This window comes from Thermoactinospora rubra, from assembly GCF_002093975.1.
Taxonomy (GTDB): domain Bacteria; phylum Actinomycetota; class Actinomycetes; order Streptosporangiales; family Streptosporangiaceae; genus Nonomuraea; species Nonomuraea rubra_A.
Window position 1 is genome coordinate 1 of sequence record NZ_MSZZ01000082.1, and the last position, 18,695, is coordinate 18,695.

The 18,695-nt window shown below is 73.3% G+C and carries 18 protein-coding genes; 9 read left to right on the forward strand and 9 right to left on the reverse strand.

The features are described from left to right. Positions 1-689, reverse strand: a 689-nt coding sequence (locus BSB02_RS37405; protein ID WP_420855912.1) for an acetate/propionate family kinase, incomplete at its 3' end; no start/stop codon positions are given. A gap of 116 nt (positions 690-805) precedes the next feature. Here BSB02_RS37405 and BSB02_RS37410 point away from each other — a divergent pair. The 3 genes from BSB02_RS37410 to BSB02_RS37420 all read left to right on the forward strand — a co-directional run bounded on the left by BSB02_RS37410 (position 806) and on the right by BSB02_RS37420 (position 3,288). After that, positions 806-1,528 (forward strand): FadR/GntR family transcriptional regulator, encoded by a 723-nt coding sequence (locus tag BSB02_RS37410; protein WP_084965748.1) that lies wholly within the window; start codon positions 806-808, stop codon positions 1,526-1,528. Further along, positions 1,525-2,205, forward strand: a complete 681-nt coding sequence (locus BSB02_RS37415; RefSeq protein ID WP_084965749.1) for a sterol desaturase family protein — start codon at positions 1,525-1,527, stop codon at positions 2,203-2,205. Before BSB02_RS37410 ends, BSB02_RS37415 begins: the two co-directional genes overlap by 4 nt. A 123-nt stretch (positions 2,206-2,328) precedes the next feature. Further along, positions 2,329-3,288, forward strand: a complete 960-nt coding sequence (locus BSB02_RS37420) for an Acg family FMN-binding oxidoreductase (protein WP_084965750.1) — start codon at positions 2,329-2,331, stop codon at positions 3,286-3,288. A 21-nt stretch (positions 3,289-3,309) separates the two neighbouring features. Here the strand turns inward: BSB02_RS37420 and BSB02_RS37425 are convergent, their stop codons facing one another. After that, on the reverse strand, positions 3,310-3,969 hold the full coding sequence (locus BSB02_RS37425; protein ID WP_084965751.1) for a response regulator transcription factor: 660 nt from the start codon (positions 3,967-3,969) through the stop codon (positions 3,310-3,312). Beyond that, positions 3,957-5,201 carry a sensor histidine kinase gene (locus BSB02_RS37430; RefSeq protein WP_084965752.1) on the reverse strand — a complete coding sequence of 415 codons (1,245 nt, stop codon included), beginning with the start codon at positions 5,199-5,201 and terminating at the stop codon, positions 3,957-3,959. The genes BSB02_RS37425 and BSB02_RS37430 overlap by 13 nt, the downstream gene beginning before the upstream one ends. A 154-nt stretch (positions 5,202-5,355) precedes the next feature. On the opposite strand from BSB02_RS37430, the gene BSB02_RS37435 reads away from it, so the two are divergent. Continuing rightward, positions 5,356-6,828, forward strand: coding sequence for an alpha/beta hydrolase (locus tag BSB02_RS37435; RefSeq protein ID WP_158088858.1), 1,473 nt, complete (start codon positions 5,356-5,358; stop codon positions 6,826-6,828). Positions 6,829-6,833: 5 nt separating this feature from the next. Here the strand turns inward: BSB02_RS37435 and BSB02_RS37440 are convergent, their stop codons facing one another. Continuing rightward, a complete protein-coding gene (locus tag BSB02_RS37440; RefSeq protein ID WP_206185098.1) occupies positions 6,834-8,222 on the reverse strand; it encodes an NAD(P)/FAD-dependent oxidoreductase in 1,389 nt (462 codons plus the stop codon). Between the two features lie 7 nt (positions 8,223-8,229). On the opposite strand from BSB02_RS37440, the gene BSB02_RS37445 reads away from it, so the two are divergent. Further along, on the forward strand, positions 8,230-8,829 hold the full coding sequence (locus tag BSB02_RS37445) for a TetR/AcrR family transcriptional regulator (RefSeq protein ID WP_158088859.1): 600 nt from the start codon (positions 8,230-8,232) through the stop codon (positions 8,827-8,829). On the opposite strand, the gene BSB02_RS37450 is transcribed toward BSB02_RS37445, so the two are convergent. The 4 genes from BSB02_RS37450 to BSB02_RS37465 all read right to left on the reverse strand — a co-directional run bounded on the left by BSB02_RS37450 (position 8,830) and on the right by BSB02_RS37465 (position 12,702). Further along, a complete protein-coding gene (locus tag BSB02_RS37450; protein WP_084965755.1) occupies positions 8,830-9,255 on the reverse strand; it encodes a hypothetical protein in 426 nt (141 codons plus the stop codon). Between the two features lie 290 nt (positions 9,256-9,545). Continuing rightward, complete coding sequence (locus tag BSB02_RS37455) at positions 9,546-10,778, reverse strand: extracellular catalytic domain type 1 short-chain-length polyhydroxyalkanoate depolymerase (protein WP_084965756.1); 1,233 nt, start codon at positions 10,776-10,778, stop codon at positions 9,546-9,548. 136 nt (positions 10,779-10,914) lie between these two features. Continuing rightward, positions 10,915-11,412 (reverse strand): pyridoxamine 5'-phosphate oxidase family protein, encoded by a 498-nt coding sequence (locus BSB02_RS43350; RefSeq protein WP_084965757.1) that lies wholly within the window; start codon positions 11,410-11,412, stop codon positions 10,915-10,917. A 54-nt stretch (positions 11,413-11,466) separates the two neighbouring features. Beyond that, a complete protein-coding gene (locus BSB02_RS37465; protein ID WP_084965758.1) occupies positions 11,467-12,702 on the reverse strand; it encodes a PAS domain-containing sensor histidine kinase in 1,236 nt (411 codons plus the stop codon). Positions 12,703-12,838: 136 nt separating this feature from the next. Here BSB02_RS37465 and BSB02_RS37470 point away from each other — a divergent pair, with 136 nt between their 5' ends. The 3 genes from BSB02_RS37470 to BSB02_RS37480 all read left to right on the forward strand — a co-directional run bounded on the left by BSB02_RS37470 (position 12,839) and on the right by BSB02_RS37480 (position 16,810). Beyond that, positions 12,839-14,458 carry a LuxR family transcriptional regulator gene (locus tag BSB02_RS37470; RefSeq protein ID WP_143591688.1) on the forward strand — a complete coding sequence of 540 codons (1,620 nt, stop codon included), beginning with the start codon at positions 12,839-12,841 and terminating at the stop codon, positions 14,456-14,458. Between the two features lie 116 nt (positions 14,459-14,574). Then, the gene (locus BSB02_RS43240; protein ID WP_084965773.1) at positions 14,575-15,657 is read left to right on the forward strand and encodes a class I SAM-dependent methyltransferase; all 1,083 of its coding nucleotides are present in this window, start codon (positions 14,575-14,577) and stop codon (positions 15,655-15,657) included. A gap of 94 nt (positions 15,658-15,751) precedes the next feature. Beyond that, a complete protein-coding gene (locus BSB02_RS37480) occupies positions 15,752-16,810 on the forward strand; it encodes an NAD(P)-dependent alcohol dehydrogenase (protein ID WP_084965760.1) in 1,059 nt (352 codons plus the stop codon). 19 nt (positions 16,811-16,829) lie between these two features. Here BSB02_RS37480 and BSB02_RS37485 read toward each other — a convergent pair whose 3' ends face one another. Beyond that, positions 16,830-17,807, reverse strand: coding sequence for an aldo/keto reductase (locus BSB02_RS37485; protein ID WP_084965761.1), 978 nt, complete (start codon positions 17,805-17,807; stop codon positions 16,830-16,832). Between the two features lie 158 nt (positions 17,808-17,965). On the opposite strand from BSB02_RS37485, the gene BSB02_RS37490 reads away from it, so the two are divergent. Continuing rightward, a complete protein-coding gene (locus BSB02_RS37490; RefSeq protein WP_084965762.1) occupies positions 17,966-18,667 on the forward strand; it encodes a hypothetical protein in 702 nt (233 codons plus the stop codon). Positions 18,668-18,695 lie beyond the last annotated feature (28 nt).

Consider the following 18,695-nt stretch of genomic DNA (forward strand, 5'->3'; position numbering starts at 1 on the left):
GAGCGGGTGCCCATGACCAGGCCCTCCAGCGGGGTCAGGCCCATGGAGGTGTCCACGCTGCGGCCCGCCGCGACCGCGGTGGCGCTCGCGCCGTTGCCGAGGTGCAGCACGATCATGTTGAGCTCGGCGAGGGGCCGCTCCAGCAGCTCGGCGGCCCGGCGGCAGACGTAGGCGCAGGAGGTGCCGTGGAAGCCGAACCGGCGCACGCCCCACTCGCCGGGCACCGCGTAGGTGAAGGCCTGCGGCGGGAGCGTGTGGTGGAAGGCGGTGTCGAAGACGGCGACGTGCGGGATGTCCGGGTAGGCGGCCCGGGCGGCTTCGATCCCGGCCAGGTTGACGGGGTTGTGCAGCGGCGCGAGGGAGGCCAGCTCGCCGATCGCGGCGATCACCCGCTCGTCGATCGGCACCGGCTCGCGAAAGCGTGTCCCGCCGTGGACCACGCGATGGCCGACCGCGTCGACCGCCTCGCCGGACAGCGCCCCGAGGACGGCGTCCAGGGCCGCCCGGTGGTCGGGGAAGGCCGCTTCGTGGACGGAGGGCGGACGGCCGGCGGGCCGGTGGACGAGCCGTCCCGAGGCCTCGCCGACGGACTCGGCCAGCCCGCGGACCTGCCGCCTGCCGCTCTCGACGTCGATGAGCTCGTACTTGACGGAGGAGGATCCGGTGTTGACGACGAGGACGGCGGTCACACCGCCAACCCTAGGGTCTCCCGGCCGCTCCGCCGGGGATTTCCGGCCGCCGGTCCCCGTGAGGTCTGTTGGTCTGACCTCTTGACCACCCGACCTGTAGCCGTCACCATCGGCGTGTGAGCCCCTTCACGCCTGTCCGCCGCACGTCGGTGTCCGCGGAGGTCTTCGAGCAGATCGCCGCCCAGATCCTCGACGGCACGCTCACCCCGGGTACGGCGCTGCCTCCCGAGCGGGTGCTGACCGAGACGCTCGGCGTCAACCGGCAGGCGCTGCGCGAGGCCCTCCAGCGGCTCGACCAGCTCGGCCTGGTGGAGATCAGGCACGGCGAGGCCACCCGGGTGCGCGACTACCGCCACGACGCCGGGCTCGACCTGCTGCCGCGCCTGTTCCTGCGGCCGGACGGCACGGTGGACCCCCTGGTCGTGCGGTCGGTGATGGAGATGCGGGCGGCGGTGGGCGCCGACGCGGCCGCGCTGTGCGCGGCGCGCGCCGATCCTGACCTCGTCCTGAAACTGCAACGCCTGGTCGAGGAACTGGCCGCCACCGGCGAGGACGACAGGGGCGCGCTGGACGGCCGCTTCTGGGACCTGATCGTCGACGGCTCCGGCAACATCTGCTACCGCCTGTCGCTCAACGCCCTGCGGCAGGCCTACCGGCCCGCCGAGCCGATGGTGGCCCGCGTGCTGGTCGCCGAGCATCGCGCCGTCGACGACTACCGGGCCGTCGTCACGGCGATCGCCGGCCGGGACGCCGCGGGCGCCGCCCGGGCCGCCGCCGCCCTGCTGGCCCGTGGCACCACCGCCATGCAGACCCTGCTCGCCATGGAGGAACCGTCTTGATAACCGAACAGCAGGCCAACGAGTTCCGCCGCGCGGGGCTGACCCTGGACCGGGCCGCCCGCATCTTCCTCAGCCACCGCAACGCCCGCATCCTGCTGCCCGCGACCGCGGCCGCCGTGCTCACCCGCGTGGCGCTCGGCCGGTGGTCGCGCAGAGACCTGACCGCCGCCGCGTGGATCGTCGGCGTCGAGCCCTTCGTCGAGTGGATGATCCATGTCCACCTGCTGCACCAGCGGCCCAGGAGGATCCGGGGCCGGACCGTCGAGCTGTTCTCCGCCCGCGGCCACCGCGAGCACCACCGCAACCCGCGCGACCCGGCCATGGTCTTCATCCCCGGACCCCTGCTGGCCGCCGCCGTCGCCACCCTGGTCGCGGCCAACGCGGCGACCGCCCGGTCACTGCGGCCCGCGGCCACCGGGGTGGCCGTCTCGATGCTGTCCCTGAGCCTGTACGAGTGGACGCACTTCCTCATCCACTCCGCCTACCGGCCCAGGACGGGGCTGTTCCGCCTGCTGCGGCGCACCCACCAGCTCCATCACTACCGCAACGAGAACTACTGGTTCGGGATCATCACCCCCATCTCGGACCACGTCTTCAACACCTATCCGCCCAAGGAGGAGGTGCCGCCCTCGCCCACGGTGAAGACCCTGGGCGTCGAGGAGCCCGCTGCCTCCTGAAGCAGCCTGCCCGGGGTGGCCCGCCCTGGGTCCGACGGCCCGCCGGCATGGGACTTTCGGCCCTGACCCGCGATCTTGCCCGCGTGATGCGCTGGAGCCATCCCTGCTGGAAGGTGTGCCGCCATGAAGGACAAGGCGATCCGCGCGGCGATCGAGGCCGCCACCTGGGCCCCGTCGGTCCACAACACCCAGCCCTGGACCTTCGGCGTGGCCGGGGAGGAGATCAGCCTGCGCGCCGATGTGGAGCGCAAGCTCCGCGTCAGCGACCCGAGCGCCCGCGAGCTGCTCGTCAGCTGCGGCGCCGCACTGCTCAACCTGCGCGTCGCGCTGCGGGCCGAGGGCTACGAGCCGATCGTGCGGGTGCTGCCCGACCCCGACCGGCCCTCGCTGCTGGCCACCGTACGGCCCGGCGCCCCGGTGCGGCCGGATGAGGCGACCCGGACGCTGGCCGGGGAGATCAGGCGCCGCCGTACCCACCGGGCCGGGTTCACCGACCTGCCGGTGCCCGACCGGCTCATCGAGCGGCTGGTGCGGGAGGCGGCGGCCGAGAAGGCCACCTTGACCCCGGTGCGGTCGGCGGCGGCCGTCGACGTCCTGGCCGCGCTCACCCAGGCGGCCCAGGCCGTGCAGGTCCAGGACCGGGCCTTCAGCCTGGAGCTGATGCGCTGGGCGCGCCCGCCGGGCAGCCCGCGCCGCGACGGGGTGCCCGCCGAGGCCTACCCGCGCGGGGGATGGCCGGGCCGGTTCCCGCAGCGGGACTACGCCCACGGCCAGGACTGGGGCAAGCCGGGCGACCAGGGCATGGCCGGCTCCACCGGGCTGGTGGCGGTGCTGACCACGCCCGGCGACACCCGCGAGAGCTGGCTTGCCGCGGGGCAGGCCCTGGAACGGGTGCTGTTGCACGCCTCGGCCTACGGCGTCAGCGCCGCCTTCCACACCCAGGCGCTGGAGATGTACCACCTGCGGGAGTTCCTGCGGCATGAGCTCTGCTCCGACCAGTACCCTCAGACGATCATGCGGCTCGGCATCACGTTCGAGGACAGCCGAGCCGTACGCCGCACGCCGGCGGAAGTCCTGGACTGAAGCGAGCCGCACGCCGGGCACTCACTCCTGGTCGGCCCCCTGGAGATAGGCGAGGACCGCACGGACCCGGCGGTGGTCGCCCGTGTCGTCCGGATGCAGGTCGAGCTTGATGAAGATCGCGCTGATGTGCTTGCCGACCACCTTCTCGGTGATCACCAGCTCCTTCGCGACCGCCGCGTTGGACCGGCCCTCCGCCATGAGCGCCAGGACCTCCCGCTCCCTGGGCGTGAGCCGCGCGAGCGGGTCGCGACGGCGGGCCACGAGCCGGCGGACCACCTCCGGGTCGATCACGCAGCCGCCGGCGGCGACCTGCTCGACGCCGTCGACGAACTGCCGGACGTCGAGGATGCGGTCCTTCAGCAGGTAGCCCAGCCCGCCCCACCCGGACGATTCCAGCAGCCTGGCGGCATAGGCCGTCGCGACGTACTGGCTGAGGACGACCACCGGCAGCCCCGGGTGCTCCTCACGCAGCGCCACGGCGGTGCGCAGCCCCTCGTCGCGGAACGTCGGCGGCATGCGGACATCGGTGACCACCACGTCGGGCCCGTGCTCGGCGACCGCGCCGACCAAGGTGTCCGGGTTGCCGGCGGAGGCGACGACGTCGTGACCGAAGCGGGCCAGGAGCGCCGCGAGCCCTTCACGGAGCAGTACGGCGTCGTCGGCGAGGACTATGCGGAGCACGGCAGCTCCAGCCGCAGAATCGTGGGTCCGCCCGGCGGGCTGCTCAGCGTGAGGGTTCCGTCCAGGGCGGCGACCCGGTCCGCGAGCCCGGTCAGGCCGGTGCCCCTGGCAGGATCGGCCCCGCCGACGCCGTCGTCATGGATCTCCACGAGGAGCGATGAGCCCAGGACGCGGCCAAGCACCCGAGCGCGCGTGGCGGCCGCGTGCTTGGCGACGTTCGCCAGCGCTTCGGCGACGACGAAGTAGGCCGCCGACTCGACCGCGGAGGACAGCCGCCGGGGGACGTCGAGGCGGACCGTCACGGGGAGCGGGGAGCGGTCGGCCAGGTCGGTGACGGCCGCGGGAAGGCCCAGGTCGGCGAGGACCCGCGGGTGGATGCCGCGGACCAGGTCACGCAGCTCCGTCAACGCGCTTCTGGCCTCGTCCGTGGCCTGGTGGAGCAGCGACTTGGCGGCGGCAGGGTCCCTGTCGACCTCCATCTGGGCGCTGACCAGCGTCATCCCGAGCTTGAGCAGCCGCTGCTGGGCGCCGTCGTGCAGGTCGCGCTCGATGCGGCGGCGTTCGACCTCGAAGGCGTCGATGAGGCGCGCCCGCGAGCGCGTCAGGGTGAGTATCCGGGCTTGGTCGTCCGCCGAGAGAAGCATGCGCGCCAGCGTCTCGTGGCCGACGGCGGCGATGGCCGTCGCGTAGCTCAAGACGGGGACCGTGGCCAGGATGGCGAGGGCCGCGCCGACGCCCATGAACACGTCCGAGGCCGGCACGGCGGCGGTGACGAGGGGATCGCGCGCCGCTGGGCCGGCTTCCAGCACGCTGGTCACCCCGCTGAGGAACAGCAGCGACGGAAGCAGGCCGATCACCAGCGCCACGAGGTTGACCACGAGCAGGACGCTGCCGCACAACACCAGGTAGGCCAGCTCACGCCAGGTGACGGCCTCGCCGTACCGGGTGCGGAGCAGGGCGGTGAGGCCCGGCCCGTCGGGACGCCGGTGCGGGTACGGCACCGCCGGGCCGCCGAGCAGCGCCGGCCGCCGCCTCTCGACGGCGGCCAGCGGGCCCGCGAGCAGGGGCGTCATGACCAGCGCGCCCAGCACCATCGCGGCGGGCAGCCACACGAGCGCGGCGAGCCCGACGGCGACGCTGGAGAGCGTGTAGGCCGCCGTCCGCAGCGGCCATGCCGACGCCAGGAAGCGGAGCGGCGCGCCGCGAAGGGCGTCCCGCACGGTCACGGACATGGCCATCACTCTAGGGGCCGCCCTGCGCCCGGGCATGGGGGCCAGCCCTCCCCTCGGAACGCGGGCACGGCCTCATGCGCGCCGCGGCGGCCGGTGGTTTGACTTGCCGGGTCCCGAGAACCTTGCCGGGTCCGAGAACAGGGAGGTCATCGTCGTGACACGGATAGCCCGGGCCATGGCGGGCGTGCTCATGGGCGCCGCGCTGGCGCTCACGCCCAGCCCCGCGCACGCCGCCAGAGCACAGCCGGCGATCAGCTGGAAGGCATGCGAGGGGGACGGCGCCACCGAGTGCGGCACCTTGCGCGTCCCCATCGACTGGGCCAAGCCGGGCGGAGCGGCCATCGAGCTCGCCGTCGCCCGCCGCCGAGCCGGCGACCCAGGCCGCCGCGTCGGCGCGCTGGTCGTCAACTACGGAGGCGGTCCCGGGGCCGACTTCGTCCAGCACCAGGCCGCCGGGTACTTCAGCCCCGAGGTGCTGGCGCGCTTCGACATCGTCGGCTTCGACCCGCGCGGCGTCGGGCGCAGCAACCCCGTCCGTTGCTCGGCCGATCTCGTACGGCGGGAGCCGTGGCCGCCGACGCCACGCGACCAGGCCGACTTCGACCGCCGGGCGGCGTTCTACGCCGAGCTGGCCGCGGACTGCCGCCGCCGCACCGGCCCGGTGTACGAACATCTCGACACCGTCAGCGTCGTGCGCGACATGGAGGCCCTGCGGGTGGCGCTGGGCGAGCGGAAGCTCACCTACCACGGCGTGTCGGCCGGCACGCTGGCCGGCCAGCAGTACGCCGAGCTGTTCGGCGACCGTATCCGGGCCATGTCGCTGGACAGCAGCATGGACCACAGCCTGGACACCCGCCGGTTCCTGCTCACCGCCGCCAGGAGCGCCGAGGACTCCTTCGGACGGTTCCTCCGCTGGTGCGAGCGCGACAGCGGCTGCGCCCTGCACGGCCGGGACGTGGCGCGGATCTGGGACGGCCTGCTGGCGAGGGCGGACCGCGGCGAGCTGCGCGATCCGAACCGGCCGGACTTCGCGCCGACCGCGTTCGACCTGATCAACGAGGCGCACCTCGGCGGCCTCATGCGGCCGGACCCGCGCTGGCTCGCCGAACGCATCGCCGCCTACCACTCCGGGAAGCCGGGGCCGAGAGGCGTCTACCGGGGAGGACCCCCTCCCGACGTGAACGAGGTCGAGATGCCGGCTCCCGCGCTGTGCCAGGACTGGCGGCTGCGGATCCGCGATCACCGTCAATACTCCCGGTACGCCAAGGCGATGCGCCAGGTGGCCCCCCACATGCGGACCGCGCCGGACATCCAGACGGCGGCACTGGTGTGCGCCGTCTGGCCGGGCGAGGCGACCAACCCGCAGCACCGGCTCAGGATCCGGAACACCCCGAAACTGCTCATGATCAACTCCCTGTTCGATCCGGCGACCGGGTACGGCTGGGCCGCCAACGTCCATCGGCAGACGCGCCGCGCATCGGTGCTGGTGACCTACGAGGGCGCCGGGCACGGGGCTTATGAGCGCACACCGTGCACCCGGGCGGTCGTCGACCGCTACCTGCTGGACCTGCGCGTCCCGCCCGAGGGGACCCGATGCCCGGCCGCTCCCCTCGGCGAGTCCCGGTGACGGTCTCACCCGAGAGCGGCTTCCAGCAGGCGTCCCACTACGGGGAGCCGGCGGCCGGTGCGGTCCTCGAAGAGGTCGGCGGCGTGGGCGAGCGCGGAGCCGGCCTGGATGCCCAGCCAGCGCAGCGGCTCGGGTTCCCACCGGCGCCCGAAGCCGCCGACCCAGGGCAGCCGGGTCTCGGAGGCGTCGACGCCGGCGATCAGGTGGGCGAGGGTCCGCCCGGCGAGGTTCGACATCGCCACCCCGTCGCCGCCGTAGCCTCCGGCCCACGCCAGGCGCCGGCGGCGGTCGAGCCCGGCGGCCGGCTCCAGGCTGCGGGCCAGGGCGAGCGGGCCGCCCCAGCGGTGGGTCACCGTCACGCCGGCCAGCCGGGGGAACAGCGAGACGAGGCTCGCGTACAGCCGCCGCCAGATCGCGGGAGCGTGATCACGGTGCGGTGAGACGCGGGATCCGAACCCGTAGGAGATGCCCCGCCCGCCGACGGCGATCCGGTCGTCGGCGGTGCGTTGCAGGTAGGCGAAGTGCCAGCGCTGGTCGGCCACCGCCGCGCCGTCGTCCCAGCCCAACCGGCGCCAGACGTCGGCGGGAAGCGGCTCGGTCGCGATCATGTGGGAGTGGATCGGCGCCACCCGCCGCCGGGCGCCGGGCAGGCCGCAGGTGTACGCCTCGGTCGCCAGCACCACGACGCCGCCCTCGATCACGGCGTCACCGGCGCGGACCCGCCCGCCGTCCACGGCGTGCACCGGGGTTCGCTCGTGGATGACGCCGCCGCGGCGCTCGACCGCGGTAGCCAGGCCGCGGGCCAGCCGTACCGGATCGAGGGTGGCGCAGTGGGGTGTGAACAGGGAGGCGACCGCGTCGGGCACGGCGATGTGACGGATGGTCTCCGCGCGGTCCAGCAGCCGGTAGTCCTCGGGGCCGAAGCCCAGGGCGCGCCGCTGCTGGACCAGGCGCGACAGGCGACCGGCCTGCGCGTGGTTGAGCGCGAGGAGGCGGGTGCCGCCGCGGCGCATCCGGCAGTCGATGCCCTCGGCGGCGGCGACCCGCTGGACCTCGGCCACCGTGGCGAACGCGGCCCGCTGCATGGCGACGGCGGCGTCCCTGCCGTGTCTGCCGAGGAACCCGCCCGGTCCGCTGGGCAGCTCGCCGGAGCACCATCCGCCGTTGCGGCCGGACGCGCCGTACCCGGCGAGCTCGCGCTCGAGGACCACGACGGACAGCTCGGGAGCGACGGCACGCAGGTAGTAGGCGGTCCACAGACCGGTCAGGCCCGCCCCCACGATGACGACGTCGGCGGCGCCGTCGCGGATCAGGGCCGGTCTGGGCTCCACCTGGCCGAGCCCGCTCCACCACAGGCCGGGCCCGCGCATAATTTCCATGACATCCATTATCATAATAAGCATGATGGAAATCCAGCCGGAATCTCGTGGGAAACGATCCGTTGGACGGCCTCCGCTGCCGGGGCGGCGGGCCGAGGTCCTGGCCGTGGCCACCCGGGTCGTCGCGGAACGGGGCATCGACACGCTCTCCCTGGCCGAGCTGGCCGAGGCCCTGGGATGCAGCACCTACACGCTGACCTACCACTTCGGGCGCAAGGACCAGCTGCTGGCGGCCATCGTCGAGCACGTCGAGACGGAGATGCGCGAGGAGGTCGGGCGGCTCGCCGGCGATCCGGGCACCTCGCTGGGGGACCTGCTGCGCCGTTACTGGAAGGCCACCCACGAGCCGGGGGCCAGGCCGTACATGCGGCTCTGGCTGGAACTGCTCGTGCTCAGCTCCCGGCATCCGGAGCGGTTCCCCGGCTTCGCCGAGCGGGCGGCAGGCGGATGGCGCACGCTCGCGGCGGACATCCTCCGCGAGCGCACGGGCTCCGACGAGCTGGCCACCCTCGTGGTCGCCGCGGTCACCGGGCTGGAGATCGAGCACATGGCCAATCCCGGCTCGCCTGAGCCGGATCGGGCTGTGGAGCGCCTGGCGCGCCTCCTCGACGAGGGGTGCTGATCACTGCGAGCCGAGCCAGGTGAGGATTGCGACGGGGAGGAGCATCAGCCACTGGGGCAGGCGCAGCAGCCGGTTGGGCCAGTCCACCGACACGGTGATGACCAGGAACACCAGGGTGTAGGCGACGAAGTGCGCCGCGATGAGGGCGCCCGCCAGGCGGGTGCCCGGACGACGGTGGCCGCTGTGACGAAGATCTTCCGCCGGCCCAGCCGGTCCGAGAGCAGTCCGCCCAGGGCGGCGGCCGTCGCCACGGTGAGCGCGTAGACGAGAGTCGCGATGGCCAGGCCGTCCGGGGTGGTGCTCTTCGTGGCGGACGACGTCGTGCAGGAAATAGAACAGCAGGGCCAGCGCCATGTTCTGGCCGAGCGCGACGCAGAGCCTGGTCAGCCACGCATAGGCGAAGTCGGGATGGCGGCGTGGATCCACCCAGAACGTCCCGCGAAGCGAGATCGCGGAAGCCCTGGGCGTGCTCGCGGGTTCTCGTAGGGTGACGACGAACGCGGCGCAGGATCCCACCAGGAACCCGGTCCCCCATCTTGAGGGGGAGGGCTCGCACCCAGGCCCCGGGGAAGGCTGGAGCTCCGGGCTTCCTGAACCGATCCAGAGCTCCAGCGACCGGGCAAGACCGGCGTTGATCTCGGCCAGACGCCATGGGCTCCGGGTGTACGCCTCAGCCCGCCGTACGGGTGGGCTCGTGGCCCGCCCACCACGCCTGTTCAGCACTGGCCGTCGGCCAGGACCCAGAAGCCGGGACCGGTCTGCTTCAAGGTGTGCGTCGTGAAGGTGTTCCAGAGGCCCATCGGGTCGTTGGAGCCGTTGGCATAGGTGTAGCCGCCGGACTCATAAGCTCGCCCGGCGGTGGTGTGGGCGTAGTTGCTCGCCGTGACGCAGATCGGCGTCGGCGTTGGAGTCGGGGTCGGGGAGGTCGGGGTCGGCGTCGGAGTCGGCGTCGGAGTCGGGGTGGGGCTCGGGGTCGCGCCGCCGTCCAGCCCGAAGAACCGGGCATCGTGATAGGCCGAGCAGACGGCGTCGATGAAGTAGGCGGCGGTACTCCCGCACTGCTCCGGACCGCTTCCGGGGTCGACGGGCAGGCCATGGCCCATGTTGGCGATCTCGTACAGGAGCACGTCGCCGTCGCCGTACTCCTTCAGCGTGGTGCCACCGGGGAGACCGCGCGTGGAGGTGGGCGTCTGCGGGACGCCGCGCACGTCCGTCCACTGATCGCGCAGCTGCGCGGCGTTCGCCGGAATGACCGACCGGTCGGCCATGCCCTGCCAGATGGCGACGCGGGGGTATGGTCCAGCGTGTCCGGGATGGGCGTTGCGGACTAAGTCTCCCCATTGCCGCGGCGTCTTGGTGACGGGGCTGTACTGGCACGTGGACGCTTCCGCATGGCTGGAGGCGCACCGGTACGCCAGCCCGGCGGCGATGGAGCCGGCCGCGAAGACGTCCGGATAGGCGGCGAGCATGACTGCCGACATCGCGCCTCCGGCGGACAGCCCGGCGACGAAGACGCGGGCGGGGTCGGACCCGTAGGTGGCCAGGGCGTAATCCACCATGGACCGGATGGAGGCGGCCTCTCCCTGACCTCGGCTCGTGTCGCCGGGCTCGAACCAGTTGAAGCACTTCAGGATGTTGTTCGCGCTGCTGGTCTGGGGCAGCACGAGGGTGAAGCCCCACCGGTCGGCGTACTTGCGCCATCCGGAGTTGGCGAAGTAGCCGGCGGCGTCCTGCGTGCAGCCGTGGAGGAGGACGACGAGCGGACGCCCGCCGGGCAGCCCGTCGGGCCGGTAGCTGTACATCGCGAGGTCGCCGGGGTTGCCGCCGAAGGAGGGGACCGCGGTCAGCGACGCGGTACGGCCGGGCGGTGCCAGGACTGTCGTGCCGAGCAGTGAGGCCAGGAAGACGAGGGCGATTGTCAGCAGCCGTCTGGTGGGGGGTGGGGACATGGCACGCTCCTGTGCGTGATCGCGGTGACGTTCCCTTGCCGCGGACGGTACGGACCCTGTGACGACTCGGAAATGTTCGCGACCCACGTGGTTTCGCTGGAGTTCATGGAGTCCGGGACGCTCAGGCGACCCGCCGTCACCGGCGCATCACGGCTCTCGGAGATGGACGCCGGGTGTCCTCACCGCGCGGCAGGAGGTCCCTCCCACGCGAGACTCCGGCACTACGGGCCAAGGCGCGCGAACGGTGGGATGGATGGCGGACAGACAAGACGACCACCGACGGCCGCCATCCACACCGGCCTGCTGGGCATCGGCCTTGGGCTCCGAGCTCGGCCTCAGGGCACGACCAGGCGGACCGTGCTCGGGTGATCCGCCGCCCGGAGACCTGCTCCACCTCGACGACGATGAAGTGGTCCCGCTCGCCCGGCGCCCACGGCTCCAGCGGCAGCGCGGCCAGCTTCGACCCGGTCGTCGTGCGGATCACGACGCGCTCGCCGTCCAGGCGGAAGTTCACCGGCTGCACCGCCGGCAGGGCCCGGTCGGTGAACACGATTCGCCCGATCGGGGCCGACGCCAGCAGCTCCAGGCACTCCCGCCGGGAGAGCACCCGCAGACCGGAACCGTCGACATGCATACCCGCCAGCCTGCCGGACGGCGGCGCCGCGGGTCAGGGCCGAAAGTCCCGGCCTTACCCGCCGGTCGGCTCCCCCGGGGCCGCTTCGGGAGGGACGGCGAGCGGCAGGCGCAGGACGAAGCAGGCGCCCGTGGGGTGATCGGCGGCTTCGAGCCGGCCGCCGTACGCCTGGGCGATCTCCCGGGCGATGGGCAGGCCGAGTCCGGTCCCGCCGGGGTCGCGACGGCGGGCGTCGTCCCCGCGATAGCGGCGCTCGAAGATCCGTTCCCGCTGGGCCGGCGGGATGCCCGGGCCGTCGTCGACGACCTCCAGGACCGCTTCGGGCGGATCGGCCGTGACGATGACCTCGATCGTGGTGGAGGTGTGCCGCTCGGCGTTGTCGAGCAGGTTGCCCAGGAGCCGGGCCAGCCGCACGCGGGGCGCGGGTACCACGACGTCCTGCTCGATGCGGGACACGACGGTGGCGGCCAGGACGCGCCGGCCGAGCTCCTCGGCGACGAACGCGCCCAGGTCCACGGTCTCGGCGGCGGAGGGGGCCGCCGTGTCCAGGCGGGCCAGGTCCAGCACGTCGGTCACGATCTCGTTGAGCCGCTCCACGTTCCTGAGCAGCTTGCGCAGGACCTGTTGCGGCTGGACGCCCGGCTCGGAGAGCGCGACCTCCAGCTCCGTCAGCAGGCCGGCGATGGGGTTGCGGAGGTCGTGCGAGGTGTCGAGGACGAGCTGGCGCTGCCGCTGGACGGCCGCCCGCAGCGCGGAGGCGGTCAGCAGCTGGCGCGTGTGCGCCTTGCCGAGCTCCTCGATGAGGTTGTGCAGCTCGCCGGCCTGGGCGTAGAGGCCGGCGTCCAGCAGGGTGCCGGGCTCGCCGTACCGTCTCATCGTCTGGATGAAGCCGGTGACCTCGTGTGAGCTGAGCAGGATCCACCGGAGGGCGCCCCCGGGGCCGAAGACGGGGATGTTGACAGAGCTCCAGTAGCGCTCCTCGAAAACCCCCGGCTTGCCGGGCGTCTCGACGTCGTACCGCTGCAGGGGCATGACGTCCGGCTCCCCGGTGGCCACCACCTGTTCCAGCGAGGCTCGCAGGGCGTTCGCGCTCTGGGCGCCCGGATCGACGGTGCTCGGGTTGAGCGGGAAGGCGGCGAACAGGTTGCGGCCCACGAGGTCGTCGCGGGTGCGCCGGATCGCCTTCAGGCAGACGTCGTTGACCGCCACGATGACGAAGTCCGGCGTCAGCACCAGGGCCAGGACGGGACCGGCCCGGAAGACCGCCTCGTAGTCAACCTCTCCACCCATGCGTCGAATGCCCCTTTTTGCGCTTTATGTCCACTTTAGGGAGAGAGGTGCGGGCGTCAACGGTACGGGCTCGCGAAGGTACGGCGATGCCATACTGGCCGTACTGAAGGCATCCTGCCTGGCTGGGGTGGTGGCCGTGTCGGATGTGCTCGCGGCAGCCCGTGACGCCTACGGCCGTCGCGAATGGTCGCGTGCGCGTGAGCTGTTCCGCCAGGCGGCCGGCGCCGAGCAGCTCGCCGCGGACGACCTGCTGGCCTTCAGCGACTCGGCGTGGTGGTCGGGCTGCTTCGAGGAGGCGTTCCGGCTGACCGAGGCCGCCCACGGCGAGCTGTGCCGGCAGGGCCGCACGCGCCAGGCGGCCATGGCCGCGATGGGGCTGGCGTACCTGTCCTTCCTGCGCGGCGACGAGCCGCTCGGCTCGGGCTGGCTGGGGCGCGCGACGCGGTTGCTGGAGGGCGACGAGGACTGCGCCGAGCACGCCTACCTGCGATACATCACCACGGTGGAAGGCGGCCTGGAAGCCGGGGAGCCCGGCGCCGTCGCCGCGCAGGCGCGGCGCATCCGTGCCGAGGGCCGCCGGTTCGGCGACCCGGCCCTGGTCGCGGTGTCCACCATGGCCGAGGGCCGGGCCCTGATCAAGGGCGGCATGGTCGCCGAGGGCATGGCGCTGCTGGACGAGGCGATGGTGGCCGTGCGCGCCGATCGGCTGCCTCCGGACTGGGCGGGCAACATCTACTGCCACGCCATCGCGGCCTGCCACGAGCTGGTCGACATCGACCGCATGCGCGCCTGGACCGACGCGCTGGAGCGGTGGTGCGACCGGATGCAGGCGGCCGTGCTGTTCGCGGGGATATGCCGGGTGCACCGCGCCCAGCTGTCCCTGGTGAAGGGGGAGCTGGACAGAGCCGGCCGGGAGGCGGCGCAGGTGTGCGCCGAGCTCGGCGGAATCGCCACGGCGACGGTCGCCGAGGCGCTCTACGTCCAGGGCGAGGTGCGCCGGATACGGGGCGACGCCGCCGGGGCCGAGCGGCACTACCTGCGCGCGCACGAGCTCGGCCGGGACCCGCAGCCGGGGCTGGCGCTGCTCCGGCTCCAGCAGGGACGCGGCGACGTCGCGATGCGCTCCATCGCCGCCGCGCTCACCGCGGAACACCGGGGCAGGCTCCGGCGGGCGCCCCTGGCCGCCGCCATGGTCGAGATCGCCTTCGCCGCCGCCGACACCGCCGCCGACGCCGCCGAGGCCATGCGCAAGGCGTCCGACGAGCTCACCGAGACCGCCTCCCTCTACGCCGGCCCGGGGCTTGTGGCGATGGCCCACCAGGCACGCGGCGCCGTGTTCCTGGCCGAGGGCCACCCGGCGGAGGCGCTCGCCGAGCTCCGCCAGGCGTGCACGGCGTGGCGGCGGCTCGACGCGGTCTTCCACTGCGCCGACGCCCGGCTCCTGCTGGCGCGGGCCTACCGCGACCTGGGCGACCTCGAGGCCGCCGACCGCGAGCTCGCCGCCGCCTCCCGGGTCTTCGGCGAGGTACGGCAGGCGGGCCCGCCGGCGCCGCTGACCTCCCGGGAGGTGGAGGTGCTCCGCCTCGTCGCGGCGGGCAAGACCAACCGGGAGATCGCCGCCGCCCTGGTGCTGAGCGAGAAGACCGTGGCGCGGCACCTGTCGAACATCTTCACCAAGCTGAACTGCACGTCCCGGACCGCGGCGGCGGCCTATGCGTTCGACCGCGGGCTGACGGCACAGGGCCGGCGTGGGTAGGGCGTGGGTAGAACGCCGCACCGAGCCGTTGCGGCTTTTGGGTCATCCGCCCGATGAGCGCCCGACCGCGACACGCCTACCGTGAAGCCGACCATCCAGCCATGCAGGGGGCCACCATGACCGCACACACCGAGCCGGACCTGGACGAGGCCAAGGTCGAGCAGTTCGCGGGCAGGCTGTTCGACGCCTTCACCGGCGGCGCGATCACCCTGATGATCGACGTCGGGCACCGCACGGGCCTGTTCGAGGCCGCAGCCCGCGGGCCCGCCACCAGCGCGGAGCTGGCGGAGCGGGCCGGGCTGCAGGAGCGCTACGTGCGCGAATGGCTCAGCGCGCTGGCCACGGCGCACGTGTTCGCCTACGACCCCGAGTCGGCGACCTTCACCCTGCCGGCCGAGCACGCCGTGTGCCTGACCGGTCCGGGGGCGGCCAACCTCGCCCCGGTCAGCGCGGTCATCCCGCTGCTGGGCGAGCACCTCGACGAGGTGGCCACCGCCTTCAGGGAAGGGGGCGGCGTGCCGTACGAGCGCTTCCGGCCGCGGTTCACCTCCGTCATGGACCAGCTGAGCCGGGGGCTGTTCGACACGCAGCTCGTCGACGGCATCCTGCCGCTGACCGGCGAGCTGCCCGAACGGCTGGCCGCCGGCATCCGGGCCGCCGACATCGGATGCGGCACCGGCCACGCCGTCAACGTCCTGGCCGCCGCCTTCCCCGACTCGACGTTCGTCGGCTACGACATCAGCCCCGAGGCGATCGAGCGGGCCCGGGCGGAAGCCCGTGACGCCGGGCTGGCCAACGCGCGCTTCGAGGTGCGGGACGTCGCCGAGCTGGGGGTGGAGCGGGAGTACGAGGCGGTGTTCGCCTTCGACGCGATCCACGACCTGGCCGACCCGGCGTCGGCGCTGCGGAACGTGTGGCGGGCGCTCACCGGCGACGGGGTCTTCGTGATGATGGACATCAAGGCCTCCAGCCGCCTGGAGGACAACATCGGCTCGCCCACGGCGCCCCTGCTGTACACGATGAGCACGCTGCACTGCATGACGGTCTCCCTGGCGCGGGACGGCGCCGGGCTCGGCACGTGCTGGGGCGAGCAGCTGGCCCGGCGGATGCTCGCCGACGCGGGCTTCCAGGTGCTGTCGGTCGGCGACGTGCCCGACGACCCCCTGGACGTCGTGTACCTGTGCCGCAAGGACGCCTGAGAGCGGCGCCGAAATCCTTCCACGTGGGTAGAACCCCGCAAAGGGCGCCGGATCCGGCGGCTGGCCAAGGCCAGACACAGGCCAGGAGGACTCGATGCGGGCGTTGCGGCTGCAGGCGTGGAAGAGCGAGCCGGAGCTGGTGGAGCTGCCCGAGCCCGTGCCGGGTCCCGGCCAGGTGGTGATCCGGGTCGGCGGCGCCGGCGCCTGCCACTCCGACCTGCACCTGATGCACGACTTCGAGCCCGGCCAGCTGCCCTGGCAGCCGCCGTTCACCCTGGGACACGAGAACGCCGGCTGGGTCCACGCCCTCGGCGAGGGCGTCACCGGCCTGACGGCCGGGCAGCCGGTCGCCGTGCACGGGCCGTGGGGGTGCGGCCGCTGCCCGCGCTGCCGCCTCGGGGTCGACCCCTACTGCGACGACATCGCCGCCGCGCCCGCCCCGGGCGGCGGCGGAGGGCTCGGCCTGGACGGCGGCATGGCCGAGTACATGCTCGTCCGCGACGCCCGCCACCTGGTGCCGCTGCCCGAGCGGCTGGACCCGGTGGCGGCGGCGCCGCTGGCCGACGCGGGGCTGACGCCGTACCACGCGGTGCGCCGCTCCTGGCCCAAGCTGGCGCCGGACAGCACGGCCGTGGTGATCGGCGTCGGCGGGCTGGGGCATCTGGCCGTGCAGATCCTCAAGGCCACCACCGCCGCGCGGATCATCGCCGTGGACATGCGCGCCGAGGCGTTGCGGCTGGCCCGCGACCACGGGGCCGACCTGGCCCTGCCGCCGGAGCCGGAGGCGGTGGGGGAGATCCGCGCGGCCACCCCGGGCGGCCGGGGCGCCGACGTGGTGCTGGACTTCGTCGGCTCCGACAACACGCTCGCGCTGGCCGCGCAGGTGACCCGGACGCTGGGGGACGTGACGATCGTCGGCATCGCCGGCGGCACGCTGCCGATCTCCTTCTTCTCCATCGGGTACGAGGTGTCGGTGCAGACCACCTACTGGGGCAGCCGCGGCGAGCTGGCGGAGGTGCTGGAGCTGGGCGCGCGCGGGCTGCTGCGCCCGCACGTCACCCTCTTCCCGCTGGAGCGGGCGGTGGAGGCCTACCGGCGGATGGCCGAGGGCACGCTGACCGGGCGCGCCGTCATCACGCCCGGCGCGCGATGACGGCGGTGACGGCGGCCGATCAGTAGCGGCCGCCCTCCGGAGCGGGCATGGCGTCGAGGTCGGCCAGGTCCGCCGGGCTCAGCTCGACGTCGGCCGCGCCGGCGTTGTCGGCCAGGTACCTCGGGGTCTTGGTGCCGGGAATGGGCACCACGTAGCGGCCCTGGGCCAGCACCCACGCCAGCGCGACCTGCGCCGGGGTGATCCCGGCCCGCTCGGCGACCTGGCGGACCCGGCCGACGATGGCCAGGTTGGCGCGGAGCGCGTCCTGCTGGAAGCGCGGCAGCCGGCGCCGGAAGTCGTCCTCGGGCAGGTCGTCGAAGGAGGAGAACCGCCCGGTGAGGAAGCCCCGCCCCAGGGGCGAGAAGGGCAGGAAGGCGATGCCGTGCTCCTCGCAGTACGGCAGGACCTCGGCCAGCGGGTCACGGGTCCACAGCGACAGCTCCGACTGCACCGACGTCACCGGATGCACCGCCTGGGCGCGCTCGATCTGCTCGACGGTCACCTCGGACAGGCCGATGTGCCGCGCCTTGCCCTGCCGGACGGTCTCCGCCATCGCCCCCCAGGTCTCCTCGATCGGCACCTGCGGGTCCACCCGGTGCAGCTGGTAGAGGTCCACGTAGTCGGTGCCGAGCCGCCGCAGGCTCTCGTCGATCGACCGGCGCACGTGCTCAGGCCTGCCGTTCGGGACGGCGCCGGGGGAGGTGGGGGTGCCGCCGGTCGGGTCCGTCAGCTGCAGGCCGACCTTGGTGGCCAGCACCGCGCGCTCCCGATGGCCGCCCGCCAGTGCCCGGCCGACCAGCTCCTCGTTGGTGTACGGCCCGTACACGTCGGCGGTGTCGATCAGCGTCATGCCGAGGTCGAGCGCCTGGCGGATGACCGCGATGGACGTGTCGTCGTCGCGCGGGGCGTTCATGTCGTAGGCGTGTGTCATGCCCATGCACCCGAGGCCGATGACCCCGACCTCGGGGCCCTTGCTGCCCAGTGTGGTGGTGCGCATGCCGTACGTCCTTCCGGTCCTTTTTGGGCAAGGTGCCCCAGGATGCGGATCCTAACGACCCTCGCCTCCGGCTCGGCGCGGCAGGGCCTGGCCGTCGAGGCTCGGGGCTGCGCTTCGCCAAATATGCCGTTTTACCGACAAGATCGACTGTGTGTCCTTTGGCATGTTCCGCTCCCGGGACCGTCGACCTGACCGACGGGAAGATCACCTACACCGCGGGCGCGGGCGGGCGCAACAGCGCCTCCATCACGATCTTCAACGGGCAGATCGCCGTCTTCGACACCGAGCCGCTCACCCCCAAGGGCGGCTGCCGCCGGCTCACCCCCCGCGCGGTGACCTGCGGCATCGGCGCCACCGAGTTCACCGCCGACCTCGGCGACATGAACGACTCCTTCAGCGGCGGCGTCTCCTTCAAGGGCACCGTCAACGGCGGCGACGGTGACGACACCCTCATCGCCGGCACCAAGTCCGGCACCGGCAGGGCGCTCACCTGGATCGGCGGCACCGGCGTCGACACCGTCTCCTACAAGGGGAGCGACAACTTCGTGAGGGTGAGCCTGGACAACGTGGCCAACGACGGCCGCAACATCGACTCCGACAACGTCCGCAGCGACGTGGAGAACATCGTCGGCTCCGCCTTCGGCGGCGACTTCCTCATCGGCTCGGGCGCCGCCAACCGGATCGAGGACGGCGGCGGCGCGGGCGACAAGATGTTCGGCCAGGCCGGCAACGACCTGCTGTTCGCCAAGGACCTGGCCGCCGACAGCGACCTGGACTGCGGCCGGGGCACAGACGAGATCGTCGTCGACAGGGCCCTCGACCCCGAGCCGGTCGGCTGCGAGACCGTCCAGCGGGTCTGATCCCGCCCTCTCCCCGGCCCCCGCCCAC